We start from the raw sequence: 16636 nt of genomic DNA on the forward strand, positions 1-16636 counted from the left end.
AACCGTCCGGCTACGATCCACGCATGGTCCCCCTACGCCACACGTTCCTCAAGCGGGTGCCACCGGGCGTCTGGGCGGGCGCCCTCTGGTGCGTCACGGCCCTGTATCCGCTGCTCTGGCCCACCCAGGGAGCGCGCGACGACACGGCACCGCCGGACGCCCTGAACGATCTGCGGGGGCAGCTCTTCCTGGCGCTGGCCACGGCCCTGACCCTGGCCGGCTGCGCCTTGCTGACGCGCCGTCCGTGGCCGGGGCTGGTGCTGCTGCTCGCCGGCAACGGCGCCTTCTCGGCGGCGTGGCGGCTGTGGGAGGTCCCATCGCTGCAGTTCCTCGTCGTCGACGTGGCGGTCGGCTTCCTCGCCGGCGTCCACCCGCGCCGTGCCTCGCTGCCGTTCGCGGGGGCCGCGCTCGCCACGCTCGGGGTGTTCCTGGGCGTGCGGCTGGCACACTCCGGGGAGGGCGGTACTCCATCGGAGCCGTACGTCGCCCTGACCGTCGTCGTGGCCTGGCTCGCAGGCAACTTGGCGTACCAGTCCCGTGCCTATGCCGAGAAGCTGCGCACCCAGCTCCTGGCGCAGGTCGCGGCGCAGGCGGTGGCCGCCGAACGGCTGCGCATCGCAAGGGAGTTGCACGACATGGTGGCGCACAGCATCGGCATCATCGCCCTCCAGGCCGGTGCCGCCGCACGGGTCGTCGACACCCAGCCGGAGGGCGCGCGGCAGGCGATGCTGGCCGTGGAGAGCGCGGGCCGCGAGACGCTGGCAGGACTGCGGCGGATGCTGGTCGCCCTGCGCCGGGCGGACGACGAGCACCGCGACGGCGGCGAGGGCGGCGAGGACGACGTCGAGGGCCGGGCGCGGGCCCCGCTGGCGCCCGCGGCGACGTTGGCCGACGTCGAGCGGCTGGCGGAGACGACCACGGCCGCGGGGGTGTGCGTACACGTGCGGTGGCGGGGCGAGCGGCGGCCGCTGCCCCCGGAGATCGAGCTGTCGGCGTTCCGGATCGTCCAGGAGTCGGTCACCAACGTCGTGCGACACGCGGGCACCGACTCGTGCGAGGTGACAGTCGACTACGGTGCCGAGGAGCTGACCATCGAGATCACCGACCGGGGCACGGGCGCCGGCGCGGCGGCCGGCACGGGCTACGGGCTGGCCGGGATGCGCGAACGCGTGGCCCTGCTGCACGGCGAGTTCAGCGCCGAGCCCCGCCCGGGCGGCGGCTTCCGGGTCGTGGCCCGGCTTCCCGTACCGCCCGCTTCCCCCTCGCCCGACCCTCGGCCCACCACGGCAGGAGCCCGATGACCGTCCGTGTCGTACTCGTCGACGACCAGCCCCTCATCCGTACCGCACTGCAGATGGTGATCGCCGAGGCCGACGACCTGGAGGTCGTCGGCCAGGCCGGGACCGGAGAGGAGGCGGTCCGGCTGGCCGAGGCCGAGCGGCCGGATGTGGTGGTGATGGACATCCGCATGCCGGGGATGGACGGCATCGAGGCGACCCGGCGCATCACGGAGCGCGGCGACGGCACGCAGGTGATCGTCCTGACCACCTTCGACGACGACGAGTACGTCTACGGGGCGCTGCGCGCCGGGGCGTCCGGCTTCCTGGTCAAGGACATGGCGCTGGACGACATCCTGGCCGCGGTCCGGGTGGTCGCCGCGGGCGACGGGCTCATCGCACCCACGGTGACGCGCAGGCTGATCAGGGAGTTCGCCCAGCGTCCGCAGGCGGCCGCCACCGCGTCCGGGCGGGGCCTGGAAATGCTGACGGAGCGGGAGCGCGAGGTGCTGACCCATGTCGGCCGCGGCCTGTCCAACGCCGAGATCGCCGCCGAGCTCCACATCAGCATGGCCACGGCCAAGACCTATGTGACCCGGCTGCTGGGCAAGCTCGGCGTCCGCGACCGGGTCCAACTGGTCATCACCGCCTACGAGACCGGGCTGGTGGGCCACTCGCGGTAGGCGGTGCGCCCGGGCAGCACCCTGCTCACTGGCTCCCGGCGGCTCTGACGACGGAACCGTCCGACGCCGGGACAGGGGAACGGAATCACCGCGCCGCGCCGCGGGTTCGAGCCCTGCTCAGCCGGCCCCGGGTGTCACAGACCTCACGGTGACCGGGCCGGTCACGCTTCCCGCGTCCGGCGCAGGCGCGCCCCCACCCGGGACGCCACCTCGCGCAGCCAGATGTGCGAGGCGTCGTGGGTGTGCACGGGGTGCCACCACATGGCCTCCTGCACGGGGACGGCCTCGTAGGGCGGCTCCAGGACGCGGACGGGGGCGATCGGCATCAGCAAGTGCGCGAGGCGGGCCTGCACGAGGGCGATGCGCCGGGTGCCGGCGACGAGGAGCGGCAGGAGCTGGAAGCTGTCGACGGAGACCTCCACCCGCGGCTCGATGCCGAGCATGCCGAGCTGGCGGACCGCCGGGGCGTCGTAGGTGCGCTGGTAGGTGACCCAGGGGAGGCGGGCCAGGTCCTGGCGGGTGAGCCGGTCCGGCACACCGGGGTGGTCGTCGGCGACGAGGAAGACCCAGCGGTCCTGGTAGAGGTCGGTGGCGGGGAAGCCGCTGATGACCCCGTGCGGCATGAGCAGGCCGTCGGTGGCGCTCAACAGGGTCGCGGTGTCGTCGACGACGGTGGGCGAGGTCTGCGTGAAGCGCAGGCGGATGCCGGGGGCCTCCTGGTGGACGACGCGGGCGAGTTCGGTGCCGAATACGGCGACGGCGTAGTCGGAGGCGACCAGCTTGAACTCGCGGCTCTCCGTCGCGGGATCGAAGTCGGCCTGGCTGGCGAAGAGGCGTTCCAGCACGTCGTAGGCGGTGGAGGTGCGGTCGAGCAGGACCTGGGCCAGGGCGGTGAGCTCGTAGTGGCCGCCGACCCGGGCGAGCAGGTCGTCGTCGAAGTGGCGGCGCAGCCGGGCCAGGGCGGCGCTCATCGCGGGCTGGCTGAGGCCGATGCGCTGCCCGGCCCGGGTGACGTTGCGTTCCTTCAGCAGGGCGTGCAGGGCTACGACGAGGTTGAGGTCCAGGCGGGCCAGATTCACGGGTCTTTCCTCTGCTGTGCGGGCGCCCACCAGCGCTGATTCGCCGGATGGATGCTTGCCATCCAACGAATCGATTTCCCTGATCACCGGGGGCGGGTCCAGATTAGTCGCACCGCAATCAGGAGGACATGTCCGTGAAACCTGAACAGGCGTCCGCGCTCTTCGCCGGACCGTTCGCCCTCGCCACGCTCTCCGCCCCGGAGGGGCCCGCCTTCCCCGCCCTGGTCACCCCGGACGCCCGGGCCCTCGACCTGCGTCTCGCCCTCGGCGACGAGCGGTTGACCATGCGGGGCCTGCTGGAGGAATGGACGACGGCCCTGCCGCGGCTGCGGGCCCTGGCCGGCGGGGGCGGCGGCGACCGCAGGCCGCTGTCCGACCACCGGGTGCACGCCCCGGTCGAGCCGCGCCAGGTCTTCCAGTCGGGGGCGAACTACCGGCAGCACGTGATCGACCTGCACGTCGCGCACCGGGCACCGGGGGACGACCGGCCCGAAGGCGAGCGGCGCGCCGAGGCGGCGGAGATCATGGACCGCCGGGCGGCCGAGGACCTGCCGTACGTCTTCATCGGGCTGCCGAGCGCGATCACCGGGCCGTACGACGACGTCGTACTCCCGGCATGGGCCGAACAGCCGGACTGGGAGCTGGAGTTGGCCGTCGTGATCGGCCGGCCCGCGTACCGGGTGTCCGTGGCGGAGGCACTGGAGTGCGTCGCCGGTTACACGATCGCCAACGACCTCACCGACCGGGCCACGGTGTTCCGCCGGGACATGCCGCAGATCGGCACCGACTGGCTGCGGAGCAAGAACGCGCCCGGTTTCACGCCGCTCGGGCCCTGGATCGTGCCCGCCGAGTCCATCACCGACCCCGGCGACCTGCGTGTGACGCTGAAGCTGAACGGCGAGACCATGCAGGACGAGTCCACGAAGGACATGATCTTCGGCGTGGCGCGGATGGTGGCCCACGCCTCGCAGACCGCCCGGCTCTTCCCCGGGGACCTGGTGCTCACCGGCAGCCCGGCCGGCAACGGCATGCACTGGGGGCGCCTGCTGCGCGACGGCGACGTCATGGAGGGCTCGGTCACCGGCCTCGGCGTCCAGCGCACCCGGTGCGTGCGGGAGACGGCGTGAACCGGCACGACCCCGAGGGCGCGATCGCCGAGGCCGCGAAGGCGTACTCCAACTGGGGCCGCTGGGGCGAGGACGACGTGCTCGGCACGCTCAACTTCCTCGACAAGGCCAAGCGCCGCGAGGGCGTCGCACTCGTCCGGCGGGGCGTGAGCTTCTCCCTCTCCCAGCGCTTCGACATGAACGGGCCGCAGAAGGGCTGGCGGCGGCGCACCAACCCGGTGCACACCATGCTGGACACCGGCACCGACGCCGCCCTCGGCCGCCAGGGCTTCCCGCACGGTCTCGGCGGCGCCGACGACGTGATCGCGATGCCGCTCCAGTGCTCCACCCAGTGGGACGGGCTCGGACACATCTTCGACCACGGCATCGCCTGGAACGGACGCCCGGCCGAGGAGGTGGTCACCTCCGACGGCGACCGGGTCACCGGCATCGAGCACATGGCCCCGCACGTCGCCGGACGCGGCGTCCTGCTCGACGTGGGCCGCGTGATCGGCGAGGACGGTGAGCTGCCCGACGGGTTCGCGATCACCGGGGAACACCTGACGGCGACCGCCGAGGCGCACGGCGTGAGCGTGGGCCGCGGGGACATCGTCGTCGTACGGACCGGACAGCTCGCGCGGGCCCGGCGCGACGGCTGGGGGGACTACGCCGGCGGGCCGGCGCCCGGGCTGTCGTTCACCACGGCCGGCTGGCTGCACGCCACCGAGATCGCCGCGATCGCCACCGACACCTGGGGTTTCGAGGTGCGGCCCAACGAGTTCGAGCACGCCTTCCAGCCCCTGCACCAGGTCGCCATCCCCCACATCGGCCTCCTCATCGGCGAGATGTGGGACCCGGAGGCGCTGGCCGAGGACTGCGCGGCGGACGGCGTGTACGCGTTCTGGCTCACCGCCGCCCCCCTCCCCATCACCGGCGCCGTCGGCTCCCCCGTCAACCCCATCGCCGTCAAGTAGCCCCGGAACAGAGGAGTTCCCTCATGAGCAAAGACCGCACGGTCCTGGTGATCGGTGGTGGCGCCGCGGGCAACGCCGCGACGGTCCTGCTGCGCCGCGCCGGCCTCACGGTGGACCTGGTCGAGGCCAAGGACGACTGGAACGCCACCGCCGGCTCCGGCATCACCCTCCAGGGCAACGCCCTGCGCGTCCTGCGCGAACTCGGCGTCTGGGAACGCGTGCAGGAGTCAGGCTTCGCCTTCGGCTCGGTCGGCATCACCGCCCCCGACGGCACCGTCCTGCACGTCGCCCGGGACGTCCGAGCCGGTGGCGACGGTCTGCCCGCCACCGTCGGCATGCAGCGCCCCCGGCTCCAGCAGATCCTCATCGACGCCGTACGCGCCTCGGGCGCCCGGGTCCGGCTGGGCACCCGGGCCACGGATTTCCACCAGGACGCCGACGGGGTGACCGTGCGCTTCACCGACGGCACCGAGGGCCGCTACGACCTGGTGATCGCCGCCGACGGCCTGAGCTCGGCCACCCGCGCGGCGATCGGCATCACCGCCAAGCCGGAACCGACCGGCATGGCCATCTGGCGCGCCGCCGCCCCGCGCCCGGCCGGCGTGACCCGCACCGACCTCGCTTACGGCGGCCCCGCCTACATCGCCGGCTACTGCCCCACCAGTGACACCACCCTGTACGCCTACGTCGTCGAGGCCAACCGCGACCGCGCCTCCATCCCGCAGGAGACGTACGCCGACGAGATGCGCCGGCTCGCCTCCGCCTACGGGGGCTTCTGGCCGGAGATCACCGCGTCCCTCACCGACCCGGCGAAGGTCAACTACACCTGGTTCGACCGGCTGCTGGTCGAGGGATCCTGGCACCGCGGCCGGGTCGTCCTGGCCGGGGACGCGGCGCACTGCTGCCCGCCCACCCTCGCCCAGGGCGCCGCGCTGTCCCTGGAGGACGCCTGGGTCCTCGCACAGCTGCTCACCACGAGCGACACCTGGGACGAGGCGCTGCTCCAGGCGTACTACGAGCGGCGGATCAGCCGGGTCCGTCCGGTCGTCGAGGCGTCCGTGCAGCTCGGGCAGTGGCAGCTCGACGGAGTGCGCGACGCCGACGTGCCCGGCCTGATGGGCCGCATCATGACGATGCTGCGGGAGCTGCCGTGAGCGCCGCATCCGCATCCGCGTCCGCCCCGACCGCTGCCGTGAGCGCCGCATCCGCGTTCGCGTCCGCCCCGACCGCTGCCGTGAGCGCCGCATCCGCATCCGCGTCCGCCCCGACCGTCGACGTGCACGCCCACGTCCTGCTCCCCGAGGTCGACGCGCTCGTGTCCGCACTGCCCGGTCGCGACGAGGCCAGGGCCCTGGACGCCCGCCGCAACGGCCCCGCCGCGCTGGCGGTGAGCGGCCCCATGGTCCGCGACCGCATGCCCCTGCTGACGAACGTGGCCCTACGGCTGGCCGCCATGGACGCCCAGGGCGTGGACGTCCAGCTGGTCAGCCCCTCCCCCTCGCACTACCACTACTGGACGGACGAGGAGGCGGCCGAGAAGGTGTACCGGCTGGCCAACGAGGCCACCGCCGCGCACTGCGCCGCGTCGCCGGACCGGCTGCGCGGGCTCGGGCTGGTGCCGCTCCACCACCCGGACCTGCTGGTCCGTGCCCTGGACCACGCCTTGGAACAGGGCCTGGCCGGAGTGGAGATCTCCAGCCACGCCCCCGGACGGGAGCTCTCCCACCCGGCCTACGCACCGTTCTGGTCGCGGGCCGAGGAGACCGGCGCGATCCTCTTCCTGCACCCCTTCGGATGCACGCTCGACGAACGGCTCGACCGCTGGTACCTGTCCAACACCGTCGGACAGCCCACCGAGAACGCCGTCGCGCTGTCCCACCTGATCTTCTCCGGCACGTTGGACCGGCACCCCGCTCTGCGGCTGATCGCCGCGCACGGCGGCGGCTACCTGCCGACCCACATCGGGCGCTCCGACCATGCGTGGTCCACCCGCTCCGACGCGGGCGCCGGATGCGCGCACCCGCCCAGCAGCTACCTGAAGCGGCTGTACTTCGACTCCCTGGTCCACGACCCGCGCGTCCTGCGGGAGCTGGTCCGCGTCGCGGGCGCGGACCGGGTCCTGCTCGGCTCCGACTTCCCCTTCGACATGGGCACCGAGGACCCGGTCGGCGCCCTGCGCGCCGCACGGCTCACCGGGGCGGACTTCGACGCCGTACGCGGTGGGAACGCCGCCGCCCTGCTCACCATCCCCACCGCCACCGTCTGAGGAGGCCCCCCATGAGCGCACGTCTGCTCACCCACCTGCGGCACGTGGACCTCGCCGTTCCCGACTACGCCAAGCAGCTCGACTTCTACGCCGGCGTCTGGGGCCTGACCAAGGTCGCCGAGGACTCCGGGATCTCCTTCCTCGCCGCCGAGGGCTCCCCGGAACAGTACGTCGTCCGGCTGCGCAAGGCCGACGAGAAGCGCCTCGACCTCGTCTCCTACGGCGCCGCCACCCCGGCCGACGTCGACACGCTCGCCGAGCGGCTGCTCGCCGGGGGCGTGCGGTTGATCACCCGGCCGGGCAAGGTCGACACCCCCGGCGGCGGTTACGGCTTCCGCTTCTTCGACGTGGACGGCCGCACCATCGAGGTCTCCGCCGACGTCAAGGTACGGCGGCACCGCAAGATCGAGGAGAAGGAGTCCATCCCGGTCAAGCTGAGCCACGTCGTCCTCAACTCCCCCGACCTGAACCGGACCCGGGAGTGGTACGAGCGGCACCTCGGCTTCCGCCTCTCCGACACCCTCAGCTCGCCGCACATGGGCGAGGTCATGCACTTCATGCGGATCTCCAACCAGCACCACTCCATGGCCATCGCGCGAGGCCCGCACACGGCCCTGCACCACATCTCCTTCGAGATGCGCGGCATCGACGAGTACATGCGCGGCTCCGGCCGCGTCATCCGCGCCGGCCACCGGAAGATCTGGGGGCCCGGCCGCCACATGGCGGGCGACAACACCTTCACCTACTTCCTCGACCCGCACGGCAACACCGTCGAGTACACCACCGAGCTGGAGTGCCTGGACGAGGACACCTGGCACCCGCACGTCTACGACTTCTCCCGGCCCGAGGTCACCGACCAGTGGGGCACCGCCAACCCGATGAACGAACTCGTCGCCAAGGAGTCCTTCAACGACCCCGACCGCGGCGTCTTCGTCGCCCCGCCGGTCTGATCCCTCCGACTCCGGGGGTGCGGCGCGTCCTGTCGTGCCCTGACTGCCCGCCGCGCCCCCGGTCCCGGCTTCGGCCGGCCCCACGGTCCCCCAGGAGGTCCGCCATGCGTTTCGCCGCCTATGAACACCACCATCACCGCCGAGTCGCCGTCGTGGAGGCCGACGGCACCCTTCTCCCCCTGCCCGGTGTCACCTCGCTGACCGACCTGCTCGCGCGGGCCGGCGGGCTGCGCGGGCTCCTCGCCGCCGGCGCCGCGGCCGACGACGTCCCGCCCGGCCCGCACCTGTCCGAGGTCCGCCTGCTGCCGCCCCTCCAGCCCGCTTCCGTCCGGGACTTCGTCACCTTCGAGGAGCACGTCGAGGGCGTACGGCGGTCCGTGGACGGGGCGGCGGGCGTACCCGAGCAGTGGTACGCGGCACCGGCCTTCTACTTCACCAACCCGCACGCGATATACGGCCCGGGCGACGGGATACCGGTGCCGCCCGGCTCCGCCGTCCTCGACTTCGAACTCGAAGTGGCCGCCGTCATCGGCCGCGAGGGCCGCGACCTCACCCCCGAGCGGGCCCGCGACCACATCGTCGGCTACACCGTCCTCAACGACTGGTCCGCCCGCGACCTGCAGTCCGCCGAGATGCGGGTCGGCCTCGGCCCGTGCAAGGGCAAGGACACCGCGACCACGCTCGGACCCGTCCTGGTCACCGCCGACGAACTGGAGCCGCACCGCGACAGCGACGGCTTCCTGCGCCTGGCGCTCACCGCCGAGGTCAACGGGGAGACGGTCGGCACGGACCTGCTGTCCAACATGAGCTGGACGTTCGAGGAGATGGCGGCCTACGCCTCCCGGGGCACGCGGGTCGTCCCGGGTGACGTGCTCGGCTCGGGCACCTGTGGCAACGGCGGCTGCCTCGCCGAGCTGTGGGGCCTGCGCGGCGGACAGAACCCGCCGCCGCTGAAGCCGGGCGACACCGTCTCCCTCACCGTCGAAGGCCTGGGCACCCTCACCAACACGGTCGTCCCCGGCACCGACCCCGTTCCGCTGCCCACCGGCCGGCGCCGCACCCGGGAGCGGCCGTGACCGGCCCGCGCGCGAGGCTGCTCGGCAAGGTCGTCGTCGTCACCGGTGCGGCGCGCGGCCAGGGCGCGGCGGAGGCGGAAGCCCTCGCCCGCGAGGGGGCCCGCGTCATCGCCACCGACGTCACGGAGACCCCCGGCTGCCGGCGCCTCGACGTGAGCAGCGAGCGGGACTGGGCCGACCTGGCCGCGGAGTTGGAGGAGTCGTACGGGCAGGTGCACGGGCTGGTCAAGAACGCGGGCGTGACCTGGCGCGCCCGCCTCGGCGAGGTCCGTCCCGAGGACCTGGCGCGCGTCCACGCCGTCAACGTCACCGGCCCGCTGCTCGGCATCCAGCACCTGGCGCCGCTGATGCCGCCCGGCGCCTCGATCGTCAACGTCGGCTCCTCGGCCGCCCTCACCGCCCACTATCCGGTCGCCTACACCACCAGCAAGTGGGCGCTGCGGGGCCTGTCGCGGGCCGCCGCCCTGGAACTCGGCCCGCGCGGCATCCGCGTCAACGCGATCCACCCCGGCCACATCGACACCGAGATGACCGCCTCCGCCGCCCCGGCCTTCCGCGAGGCCAACATCCGCGAGACGCCGCTCGGCCGCACCGGCACCGTGGGCGAGGTCGCCCCGCTGGTGGTGTTCCTGCTGTCGGAGGAGTCGTCGTTCATCACCGGCGCCGAGATTCCCGTCGACGGCGGACTGACCGCGCACGGCGGGGTCAAGTCGGTCTCCGACGCGCTGCGTGACGGGGCCCGTGCCTCATCGTGTGCGGCTCCGGCGCCCGCTCCGCCCAAGCCTGCCGGCGCCTGGCCGATCACGGCATCACGGCCGCCACCCTCACCGGCGGCACCACCGCCTGGACGCAGCTCGGCCACGACACCCACCGCACGGCCGGCCCCCGCACACCCTGGGCCATGGACCGCCAAGTCCGCCTCGCCGCCGGATCCCTCGTCCTGACCGGCCTGATCGCCGGACGACACCGGAACGCGGCCCGCTGGCTGTCCGCAGGCGTCGCCGGCGGCCTGGTCTTCTCCGCCCTCACCAACACCTGCGGCATGGCCAAGATCCTCGCCAAGCTGCCCCATAACCGGCCCAAGGCCACCGACCTGAAGAACACCCTCGCCGGCCTGACCGGCTGACACCACCAGGCTCACGGGGCATCGCTCACGGTGCCCCGCCGAGCGGCCGGTGCTCCACGCCGTCCTCGTCGATCCCCTCGGTGTGCAGAGACGTCGACCGCGCCGGCTGCACCTACATCTCGCTCCCCAGCTCCCGGAATAGCGCACGGTGCGCATACTGTTCCTTCACCGGCAGGGAGGCTCGGCCGAGGTGGCCTCGCCGCCCGAGGAGACGCGTGGAAGATTCCGAGGGACTGCGGGCCCGGGCGTTACCGTGGAGGACATCACCGCCCGCACCGAGGCTCCCCCACGCCTCACAGCACCGCGGCTGCCCGCGACGCCGGTCCGGCCGGCCCGAGGGCGACCGGATACAGTGCGCGAGACGGCAGCCTGGTCAGGGAGGGCAAGCGTGACCGACACCAGCAACACCCGGCCCGCCGAGAGGGAGGCACAGGCACCGCGGCGGAGCCCGCTGCACCGCCTGATGCGCTACCTCCCCCTGATCGCCCCCGTCCTGCTGTGGGCCGTGCCCTGCTGGGTGCTCCTCCACACCGGCCAGCACTGGCCGCTGCCCGCCACGCTGCTCGGCACCGCCCTGTTCGTCCTCGGCCTCATAGGCATGCCGCTCGCCATGGCGCGAGGCCACGGCAGGCGCCAGCAGGACCGGGCGGCGATCATCGGTGACACCCTGCTGGGCACGAGCTGGGTCCTGTTCACCTGGTCCGTCCTGCTCGGCGTCCTCTTGCGGCTCGCCCTGACCGTGGCCGGCGTCGGCGCGAGTCAGGACCGGGCCCGCGTCGTCACGTGGACCGTCCTCGCCGTGACCGCCGTACTGCTCGCCTGGGGGTACGCCGAGGCCCGCCGCGTGCCACGCGTGCGCCGCCTCGACGTGCGATTGCCACGGCTGGGCGCCGGTCTGGACGGCCTGCGCGTCGTCCTCATCACCGACACGCACTACGGCCCACTGGACCGCGCCCGCTGGTCGGCACGGGTGTGCGAGACGGTGAACGCCCTGGAAGCCGACCTGGTCTGCCACACCGGCGACATCGCGGACGGCACGGCCGAACGCCGCCGCGCCCAGGCCACACCACTCGGTACCGTGCGGGCCACCCGGGCCCGGGTCTACGTCACCGGCAACCACGAGTACTACAGCGAGGCCCAGGGCTGGGTCGACCTGATGGACGAGCTGGGCTGGGAGCCGCTGCGCAACCGCCACCTGCTGCTCGAACGCGGGGGCGACACCCTCGTGGTCGCCGGCGTGGACGACGTCACCGCCGAGTCCTCCGGCCTGGCGGGCCACCGCGCCCACCTCGCCGGAGCCCTGAGCGGGGCCGACCCCGACCTGCCCGTGCTGCTCCTGGCGCACCAGCCCAAGTTCGTCGACCGGGCGGCAGCAGCCGGCATCGACCTCCAGCTCTCCGGCCACACCCACGGCGGCCAGATCTGGCCCTTCCACCATCTGGTCCGCATCGACCAGCCCGCCGTCGCCGGCCTCAGCCACCACGGCACCCGCACCCTGCTGTACACCAGCCGCGGCACCGGCTTCTGGGGCCCGCCGTTCCGCGTCTTCGCCCCCAGCGAGATCACCCTGCTCGTGCTCCGCTCCCCGCACCGGCCCACCTCGCCGTAGCACGGGGCCGGCCGGCTCACGCTCCTAGGTCCTTTGCAGTTCGTCGGCGAGGGCACGGCTGATCGGGACGGTCACCGTGTCGGGTTGCCACGCCCACTGGCCGTTGGGGTTGCACTCGAGGAAGTACCAGTCGCCGGCGTGCGTGACGGCGAAGTCGAAGGCGCCGAAGACCAGTCGGAAGGTGGTGAGGTACGCGGAGACCGAGCGCGCGATCCGGGCGGGGACGGCGATCGGCGTGCACTCCATGAGGGACTGCCGTTGCCGCCAGTCCAGGTCCGGGCTGTCGATGCGGACCGCGAACACCCGGCTGCCGACAGCGGTGAGTCGTACGTCGAACGCCTTCTCCACCTTGGCCTGGAACAGGTGCGGGCAGCCGGTCACGGCGGGCGTGATCTCGTGCGGGCGCACTTCGCGCACCCATACGTGTTGTGCTCTGCCGTCGATGGCGTAGGGCGTGTTCCACAACGGCTTGTAGACCACGGCACCGGAGTGCCGGGCGGCGAACTCGCGGGCCTGTTCGTGGTCGTTGGTGATCAGCGTGGACGGGACGGACAGGCCGCTGCGCTGTGCGGTGGCCAGCTGGGTCGGCTTGTACTCGGCCGCCCGGTTGTGCCACGGGTGGTTGACGTAGTGGGCCCCGGGAAGGGACGCCAGGATGCCGCCGACGCCCCACAGGGACTGGGAGGCGGCGAACCGGCGCTCCTGGCCGCTCAGTCCGGGCGGTCCCTCGTAGGGGGAGGGACGGCGTGTCCAGACGGAGCGCACCTCGGTGAGATCGAGTTCGCGGGTCGGCGTGCGCAAGGTGCCGCGCTGATCACCGGTACGGTACGCGGCGGTGAGCGCGGCACCCGTGTGCAGGTCTGTGCCGGGGTCGAGGCGGACCACCGGGACCTGGCGTTCCGCGAGGATGCGCAGGACCACGTCGGCGGTCACGTCGTGGATGCCGGTCAGTACCAGCACCGACCCGGTCGGGCTTGTCGTCATCAGTCGTGGTCGGAGTCCGACGAGCTGTCCGAGTCGTAGCTGTCGGCGCAGCTGGTGCTCGTGGAGCCCGACGTGCCGCTGCCCGTCTGGTGGTGGAGCTCGACCGCCTGGCCCTGGTCGTCGATCACGACGGCGATCTGGGTCTCCGGGTCGATCACCGTGGTGAGCGGGGGAACCGGCCTCGTCTCGGCGTACGGTGCCATGCGGGTGATGCCCCAGGGTGCCACGGCGTTTCGCGTCGTCATCGTTCGTCTCCTCGGTTTCCGGCCGTTCGGGGACTCGCCGCAGCCCCGTGGGGTCCTCTTCGTCACGGGTGCAGGCGCGGCTCACGCGGTGAGCGATGGGTCCAGACTGGCGCGGGGCGTTGAAATGCGGATGAAATCCGGGTTCGCCGGGCGGATGCGGCGGCAGCGGTGCGGCAGGGAGCCCTAGGAGGTGGGGAACAGCGGTTCGTGACGTGTGCGGGCCTACGCGGTGTCACCGGACGCGGTGCGGGAGCGGGTGACGGCCCGTTCGAACCGTGCGCGGGCCTACGCGGTCTCACCGGACGCGGTGCGGGAGCGGGTGACGGCCCGTTCGAACCGTGCGCGGGCCTGGACGAGGTCCTCCGTCGCGGCGTGCTGCCAGCCCAACCGGTTGCGGATCTCGGCCCGCAGCCCGGCGCCGGGCCGTCCGCCGACCGCGGCGCGCGCCTCGGCGTGGCGGCGGGCCGCTCCGGCCGGGTTGCCCAGGCCCTCTTCCACGGCGGCGAGTCTGCCGAGGACCGCGGCGAGGAGGGGGGTGTCCCCCACCCGCTCGGCGAGCTCGGCTGCCCGGGTCAGCGCGTCGGCGGCCCGCGCGTGGCACCCGCGGTCCAGCTGAAGCGCACCCATGCGGAAGAGCGTCTTGCTCAGGATCCGGGGCCTGCCGATCCGCTCGGCGAGACCGACCGCCGCCGCGTAGCACTCCAGCGCCTGCTCGTTCTCCCCCGCCTGATGGTGGACGGCGCCCACGTTGGCCAGGTACATCACGGCGAGCCAGTCGTCCTCCACCCCCCGGGACAGGTCGGCGGACTCGGCCAGGAGCGCGGCGGCCTCGGCCGGCCGCCCTGCCGCGTTCGCGAAGATGCCGAGGGAACCCAGAGCCCGTGCCTGCTCGAGGACGTCTCCGGTGCGGCGGCTGATCCGGAGCGCTTCGTCCAGCCAGCGGCGCGCCTGCCCGTAGTGACCTTGCAGCCCGTACGCGATGCCCATGCAGGTGCGCAGTTGGGAGATCAGGCGCTGGTCGGTGAGCTGCTCCGTGAGCGGCAGTACGATCTCGACGGCGGCCCGGCACTCGTGGTACCTGCCCTGCCGGGTGAAGTAGTCGCACAATCCCTCGGCGAGCCGGCCGGCGTCGTCGACGTGGCCCACGGCCGCCGCCTGGGCGACCACGTCGACCAGTTCGCCGCCCGCCGCGTCCAGCCATGCCGTCGCCTCCTCCCCGTGGGCGAAGGGCGCCGTGTCGGCCGCCGGGCCGGTGGGGAACGCGACGGGCCCCCAGTCGCTCGCACGGCGGGCGGCGGCCACGTAGAGCCGGAAGACCCCGGCCCGCGCCGCGGCGGCTTCCGCGGGGTGCGCGGCGGCGACGCGGCGGGCGTGGACCGCGACCAGGTCGTGCAGGCGGTAGCGTCCCGTGACGGCCTCCTGGACGAGACTCGCCTCGACCAGGCCCTCCAGGATGCGTTCGGCGGCGGACGGGGGGAGGCCGAGCAGGGCGGCCGGGGTCAGGGGATCGAAACGCACGGTGGGCGAGAGGCCCAGGACGCGAAACGCCCGGCGCTGCGCGTCGGGAAGCTGATCGTAGGAGACCTGGAAGGCCGCCTCCACACTGCGGTCCTCGACCGCGAGTTCCGCGAGACGGTGCTCGTCGTCGGCCAGCCGGACCACCATGCGCTCCAGCGCCCACAGCGGGCGGCCCTGCATCCGCGCCCCGACGACCCGCAGGGCCAGCGGCAGCCGGTCGCACAGGCGGGCCAGTTCCCGCACCGCGGCCCGTTCCGGAGCGGACCCCGTGCCGCCGACCACACCGGTCAGCAAGGCCTCCGCCTCGTCCCTCTCCAGCGGCGCCAGCGAGATCCTGCGGTCGACGTCGAGCCCGGTCAGCCGCCGGCGGCTGGTCACCAGCACGAGGCTGCCCGGACCGGCGGGCAGCAGGGGGCGCACCTGTGGTGCGGCGCGTGCGTCATCGACCACCACCATGAGCCGGAGGGCGGCGGTGGCCGCTCTCCAGGACGCCGCCAGGCCCTCGACGTCCCCCGTCGGATCACCGTCGCCTTCCGTGAGGTCGCCGACCGCCCGCAGCAGGCGGCGCAGCACGCGCTCCGGCACAGCCGGTTGCCGTCCCTGCCGGTGACCGTTGAGGTCCACGAACAGGCAGCCGTCCGGGAAACGGTCGCGTACCGCCCGCGCGGCGCGCACCACGAGCGCGGTCTTGCCGACTCCGGCCATGCCGTCCACCGCACGGACGGTCACCGCCTGTTCGTCCATCGGCGCGAGGAGCGCGTCCAGCTCGTGGTGGCGCCCGGTGAAACCACCGACGTCGACCGGTAGTTCGTCCCGCGGGCACCCAAGGGAGCGCGCGGCCGGCGGCCGGCGGCCTGTCGACCGGCTTGCCGGCGGGGGTGCGCCCACGAGGAGACCTTCATCAGCGCGCAGCACTGCCTCGTGCACCCGCCGCAGTTCGCCGCCCGGCTCCGCTCCCTGTTCCTCCACCAGACGGCGGCGCACCTTGGCGAAGACGGACAGCGCGTCGGCCTGCCGGTTGGCGGCGTAGAGGGCGCGCATCAACAGGGCGGCCACGGACTCGTCGTGGGGGTGCGTCGCGGACAGGGCGAACAGTTCCGCGACGACCTCGGCGTGCCGGCCCAGCCGCAGCTGGCACTCCACCTTGTCCCGCACCAGCACGAGCCTGTGTTCCGACAGCCGTAGACGCTCCGCCTCGGCGAACGGCCCGGGGAGCGCCGAGAGGGGTTCACCGTGGAACAGGTCCAGGGCGGCGGACCACGCGCTCACCGCGGCGGCCAGGTCACCGGAAATCCGTGCGCTGCGGGCCTCTTCGACGATCTCTCCCAGTCGGGCCACATCCGTCCGGACGCTGCGCGCATCGAGGCGGTAGCCACCCCGGTCGGTCAGGATCACGGACCCGGAGGTACCTCCCGCTCCCGGGTCCAGACGCCTGCGCAGCTGGTGCACGTAGACCGGGATGACCTTGGCACCGGTGCCCGGCGGTTCCGAACCCCATACAGCGTCGAGCAGCTGCTGCCGGCTGACGGTGGTACCCGGCCGCAGCAGCAGCGCCGCCAGCAAGGCCTGCCGGCGCAGCGGGCCGAGATCCAGCCGCACGTCGCCGCGCCAGGCCCGGAGCGGACCGAGCACGGCGAACCGGAGCGGACTGCCGTGCGCCGGCACTTCCCCGTGGGAGGGCACGCTGGGGAGTATAGGGCCGCGTTCACCTCCGGTCGCCTTCCCGGCCGTTCACCCGACGAA

Annotated in this window: 14 protein-coding genes and 1 pseudogene; 11 read left to right on the forward strand and 4 right to left on the reverse strand. The window is 73.3% G+C overall.

What is annotated here, in order from left to right:
• Positions 1 to 23 precede the first annotated feature (23 nt).
• Positions 24 to 1301 (forward strand): histidine kinase, encoded by a 1278-nt coding sequence (locus ABZ576_RS31530; protein WP_360748521.1) that lies wholly within the window; start codon positions 24 to 26, stop codon positions 1299 to 1301.
• A complete protein-coding gene (locus ABZ576_RS31535) occupies positions 1298 to 1960 on the forward strand; it encodes a response regulator transcription factor (RefSeq protein ID WP_360748524.1) in 663 nt (220 codons plus the stop codon). Before ABZ576_RS31530 ends, ABZ576_RS31535 begins: the two co-directional genes overlap by 4 nt.
• 161 nt (positions 1961 to 2121) lie before the next feature.
• On the opposite strand, the gene ABZ576_RS31540 is transcribed toward ABZ576_RS31535, so the two are convergent.
• Positions 2122 to 3039, reverse strand: a complete 918-nt coding sequence (locus tag ABZ576_RS31540; protein WP_360748527.1) for a LysR family transcriptional regulator — start codon at positions 3037 to 3039, stop codon at positions 2122 to 2124.
• A 128-nt stretch (positions 3040 to 3167) separates the two neighbouring features.
• Here ABZ576_RS31540 and ABZ576_RS31545 point away from each other — a divergent pair, with 128 nt between their 5' ends.
• The 9 genes and pseudogenes from ABZ576_RS31545 to ABZ576_RS31585 all read left to right on the forward strand — a co-directional run bounded on the left by ABZ576_RS31545 (position 3168) and on the right by ABZ576_RS31585 (position 12146).
• Positions 3168 to 4166 (forward strand): fumarylacetoacetate hydrolase family protein, encoded by a 999-nt coding sequence (locus ABZ576_RS31545; RefSeq protein ID WP_360748530.1) that lies wholly within the window; start codon positions 3168 to 3170, stop codon positions 4164 to 4166.
• Positions 4163 to 5119, forward strand: a complete 957-nt coding sequence (locus ABZ576_RS31550; protein WP_360748533.1) for a cyclase family protein — start codon at positions 4163 to 4165, stop codon at positions 5117 to 5119. Before ABZ576_RS31545 ends, ABZ576_RS31550 begins: the two co-directional genes overlap by 4 nt.
• A gap of 23 nt (positions 5120 to 5142) precedes the next feature.
• Complete coding sequence (locus ABZ576_RS31555; protein WP_360748536.1) at positions 5143 to 6273, forward strand: FAD-dependent oxidoreductase; 1131 nt, start codon at positions 5143 to 5145, stop codon at positions 6271 to 6273.
• Between the two features lie 80 nt (positions 6274 to 6353).
• The gene (locus ABZ576_RS31560; RefSeq protein WP_360748539.1) at positions 6354 to 7385 is read left to right on the forward strand and encodes an amidohydrolase family protein; all 1032 of its coding nucleotides are present in this window, start codon (positions 6354 to 6356) and stop codon (positions 7383 to 7385) included.
• A gap of 11 nt (positions 7386 to 7396) precedes the next feature.
• On the forward strand, positions 7397 to 8335 hold the full coding sequence (locus ABZ576_RS31565) for a VOC family protein (protein WP_360748542.1): 939 nt from the start codon (positions 7397 to 7399) through the stop codon (positions 8333 to 8335).
• A gap of 104 nt (positions 8336 to 8439) precedes the next feature.
• Positions 8440 to 9411, forward strand: coding sequence for a fumarylacetoacetate hydrolase family protein (locus ABZ576_RS31570; protein WP_360748545.1), 972 nt, complete (start codon positions 8440 to 8442; stop codon positions 9409 to 9411).
• Positions 9408 to 10142: pseudogene (locus ABZ576_RS31575) on the forward strand (SDR family oxidoreductase); the annotation flags it as partial. The gene ABZ576_RS31570 and the pseudogene ABZ576_RS31575, both read left to right, overlap by 4 nt.
• A gap of 170 nt (positions 10143 to 10312) precedes the next feature.
• Positions 10313 to 10537, forward strand: a complete 225-nt coding sequence (locus tag ABZ576_RS31580) for a DUF2892 domain-containing protein (protein ID WP_360748548.1) — start codon at positions 10313 to 10315, stop codon at positions 10535 to 10537.
• Positions 10538 to 10925: 388 nt separating this feature from the next.
• The gene (locus tag ABZ576_RS31585; protein ID WP_360748551.1) at positions 10926 to 12146 is read left to right on the forward strand and encodes a metallophosphoesterase; all 1221 of its coding nucleotides are present in this window, start codon (positions 10926 to 10928) and stop codon (positions 12144 to 12146) included.
• Between the two features lie 24 nt (positions 12147 to 12170).
• Here ABZ576_RS31585 and tgmB read toward each other — a convergent pair whose 3' ends face one another.
• The 3 genes from tgmB to ABZ576_RS31600 all read right to left on the reverse strand — a co-directional run bounded on the left by tgmB (position 12171) and on the right by ABZ576_RS31600 (position 16576).
• Positions 12171 to 13130: an ATP-grasp ribosomal peptide maturase gene (tgmB, locus tag ABZ576_RS31590; protein WP_360748554.1), complete on the reverse strand. Its 960-nt coding sequence runs from the start codon at positions 13128 to 13130 to the stop codon at positions 12171 to 12173.
• Positions 13130 to 13375, reverse strand: coding sequence for a putative ATP-grasp-modified RiPP (tgmA, locus tag ABZ576_RS31595; protein WP_360748557.1), 246 nt, complete (start codon positions 13373 to 13375; stop codon positions 13130 to 13132). Before tgmA ends, tgmB begins: the two co-directional genes overlap by 1 nt.
• 285 nt (positions 13376 to 13660) lie before the next feature.
• On the reverse strand, positions 13661 to 16576 hold the full coding sequence (locus ABZ576_RS31600) for a BTAD domain-containing putative transcriptional regulator (RefSeq protein WP_360748561.1): 2916 nt from the start codon (positions 16574 to 16576) through the stop codon (positions 13661 to 13663).
• Positions 16577 to 16636 lie beyond the last annotated feature (60 nt).

Origin of the sequence: Streptomyces sp. NPDC013455 (assembly GCF_040632975.1) — a bacterium.
Classification (GTDB): Bacteria; Actinomycetota; Actinomycetes; order Streptomycetales; family Streptomycetaceae; genus Streptomyces.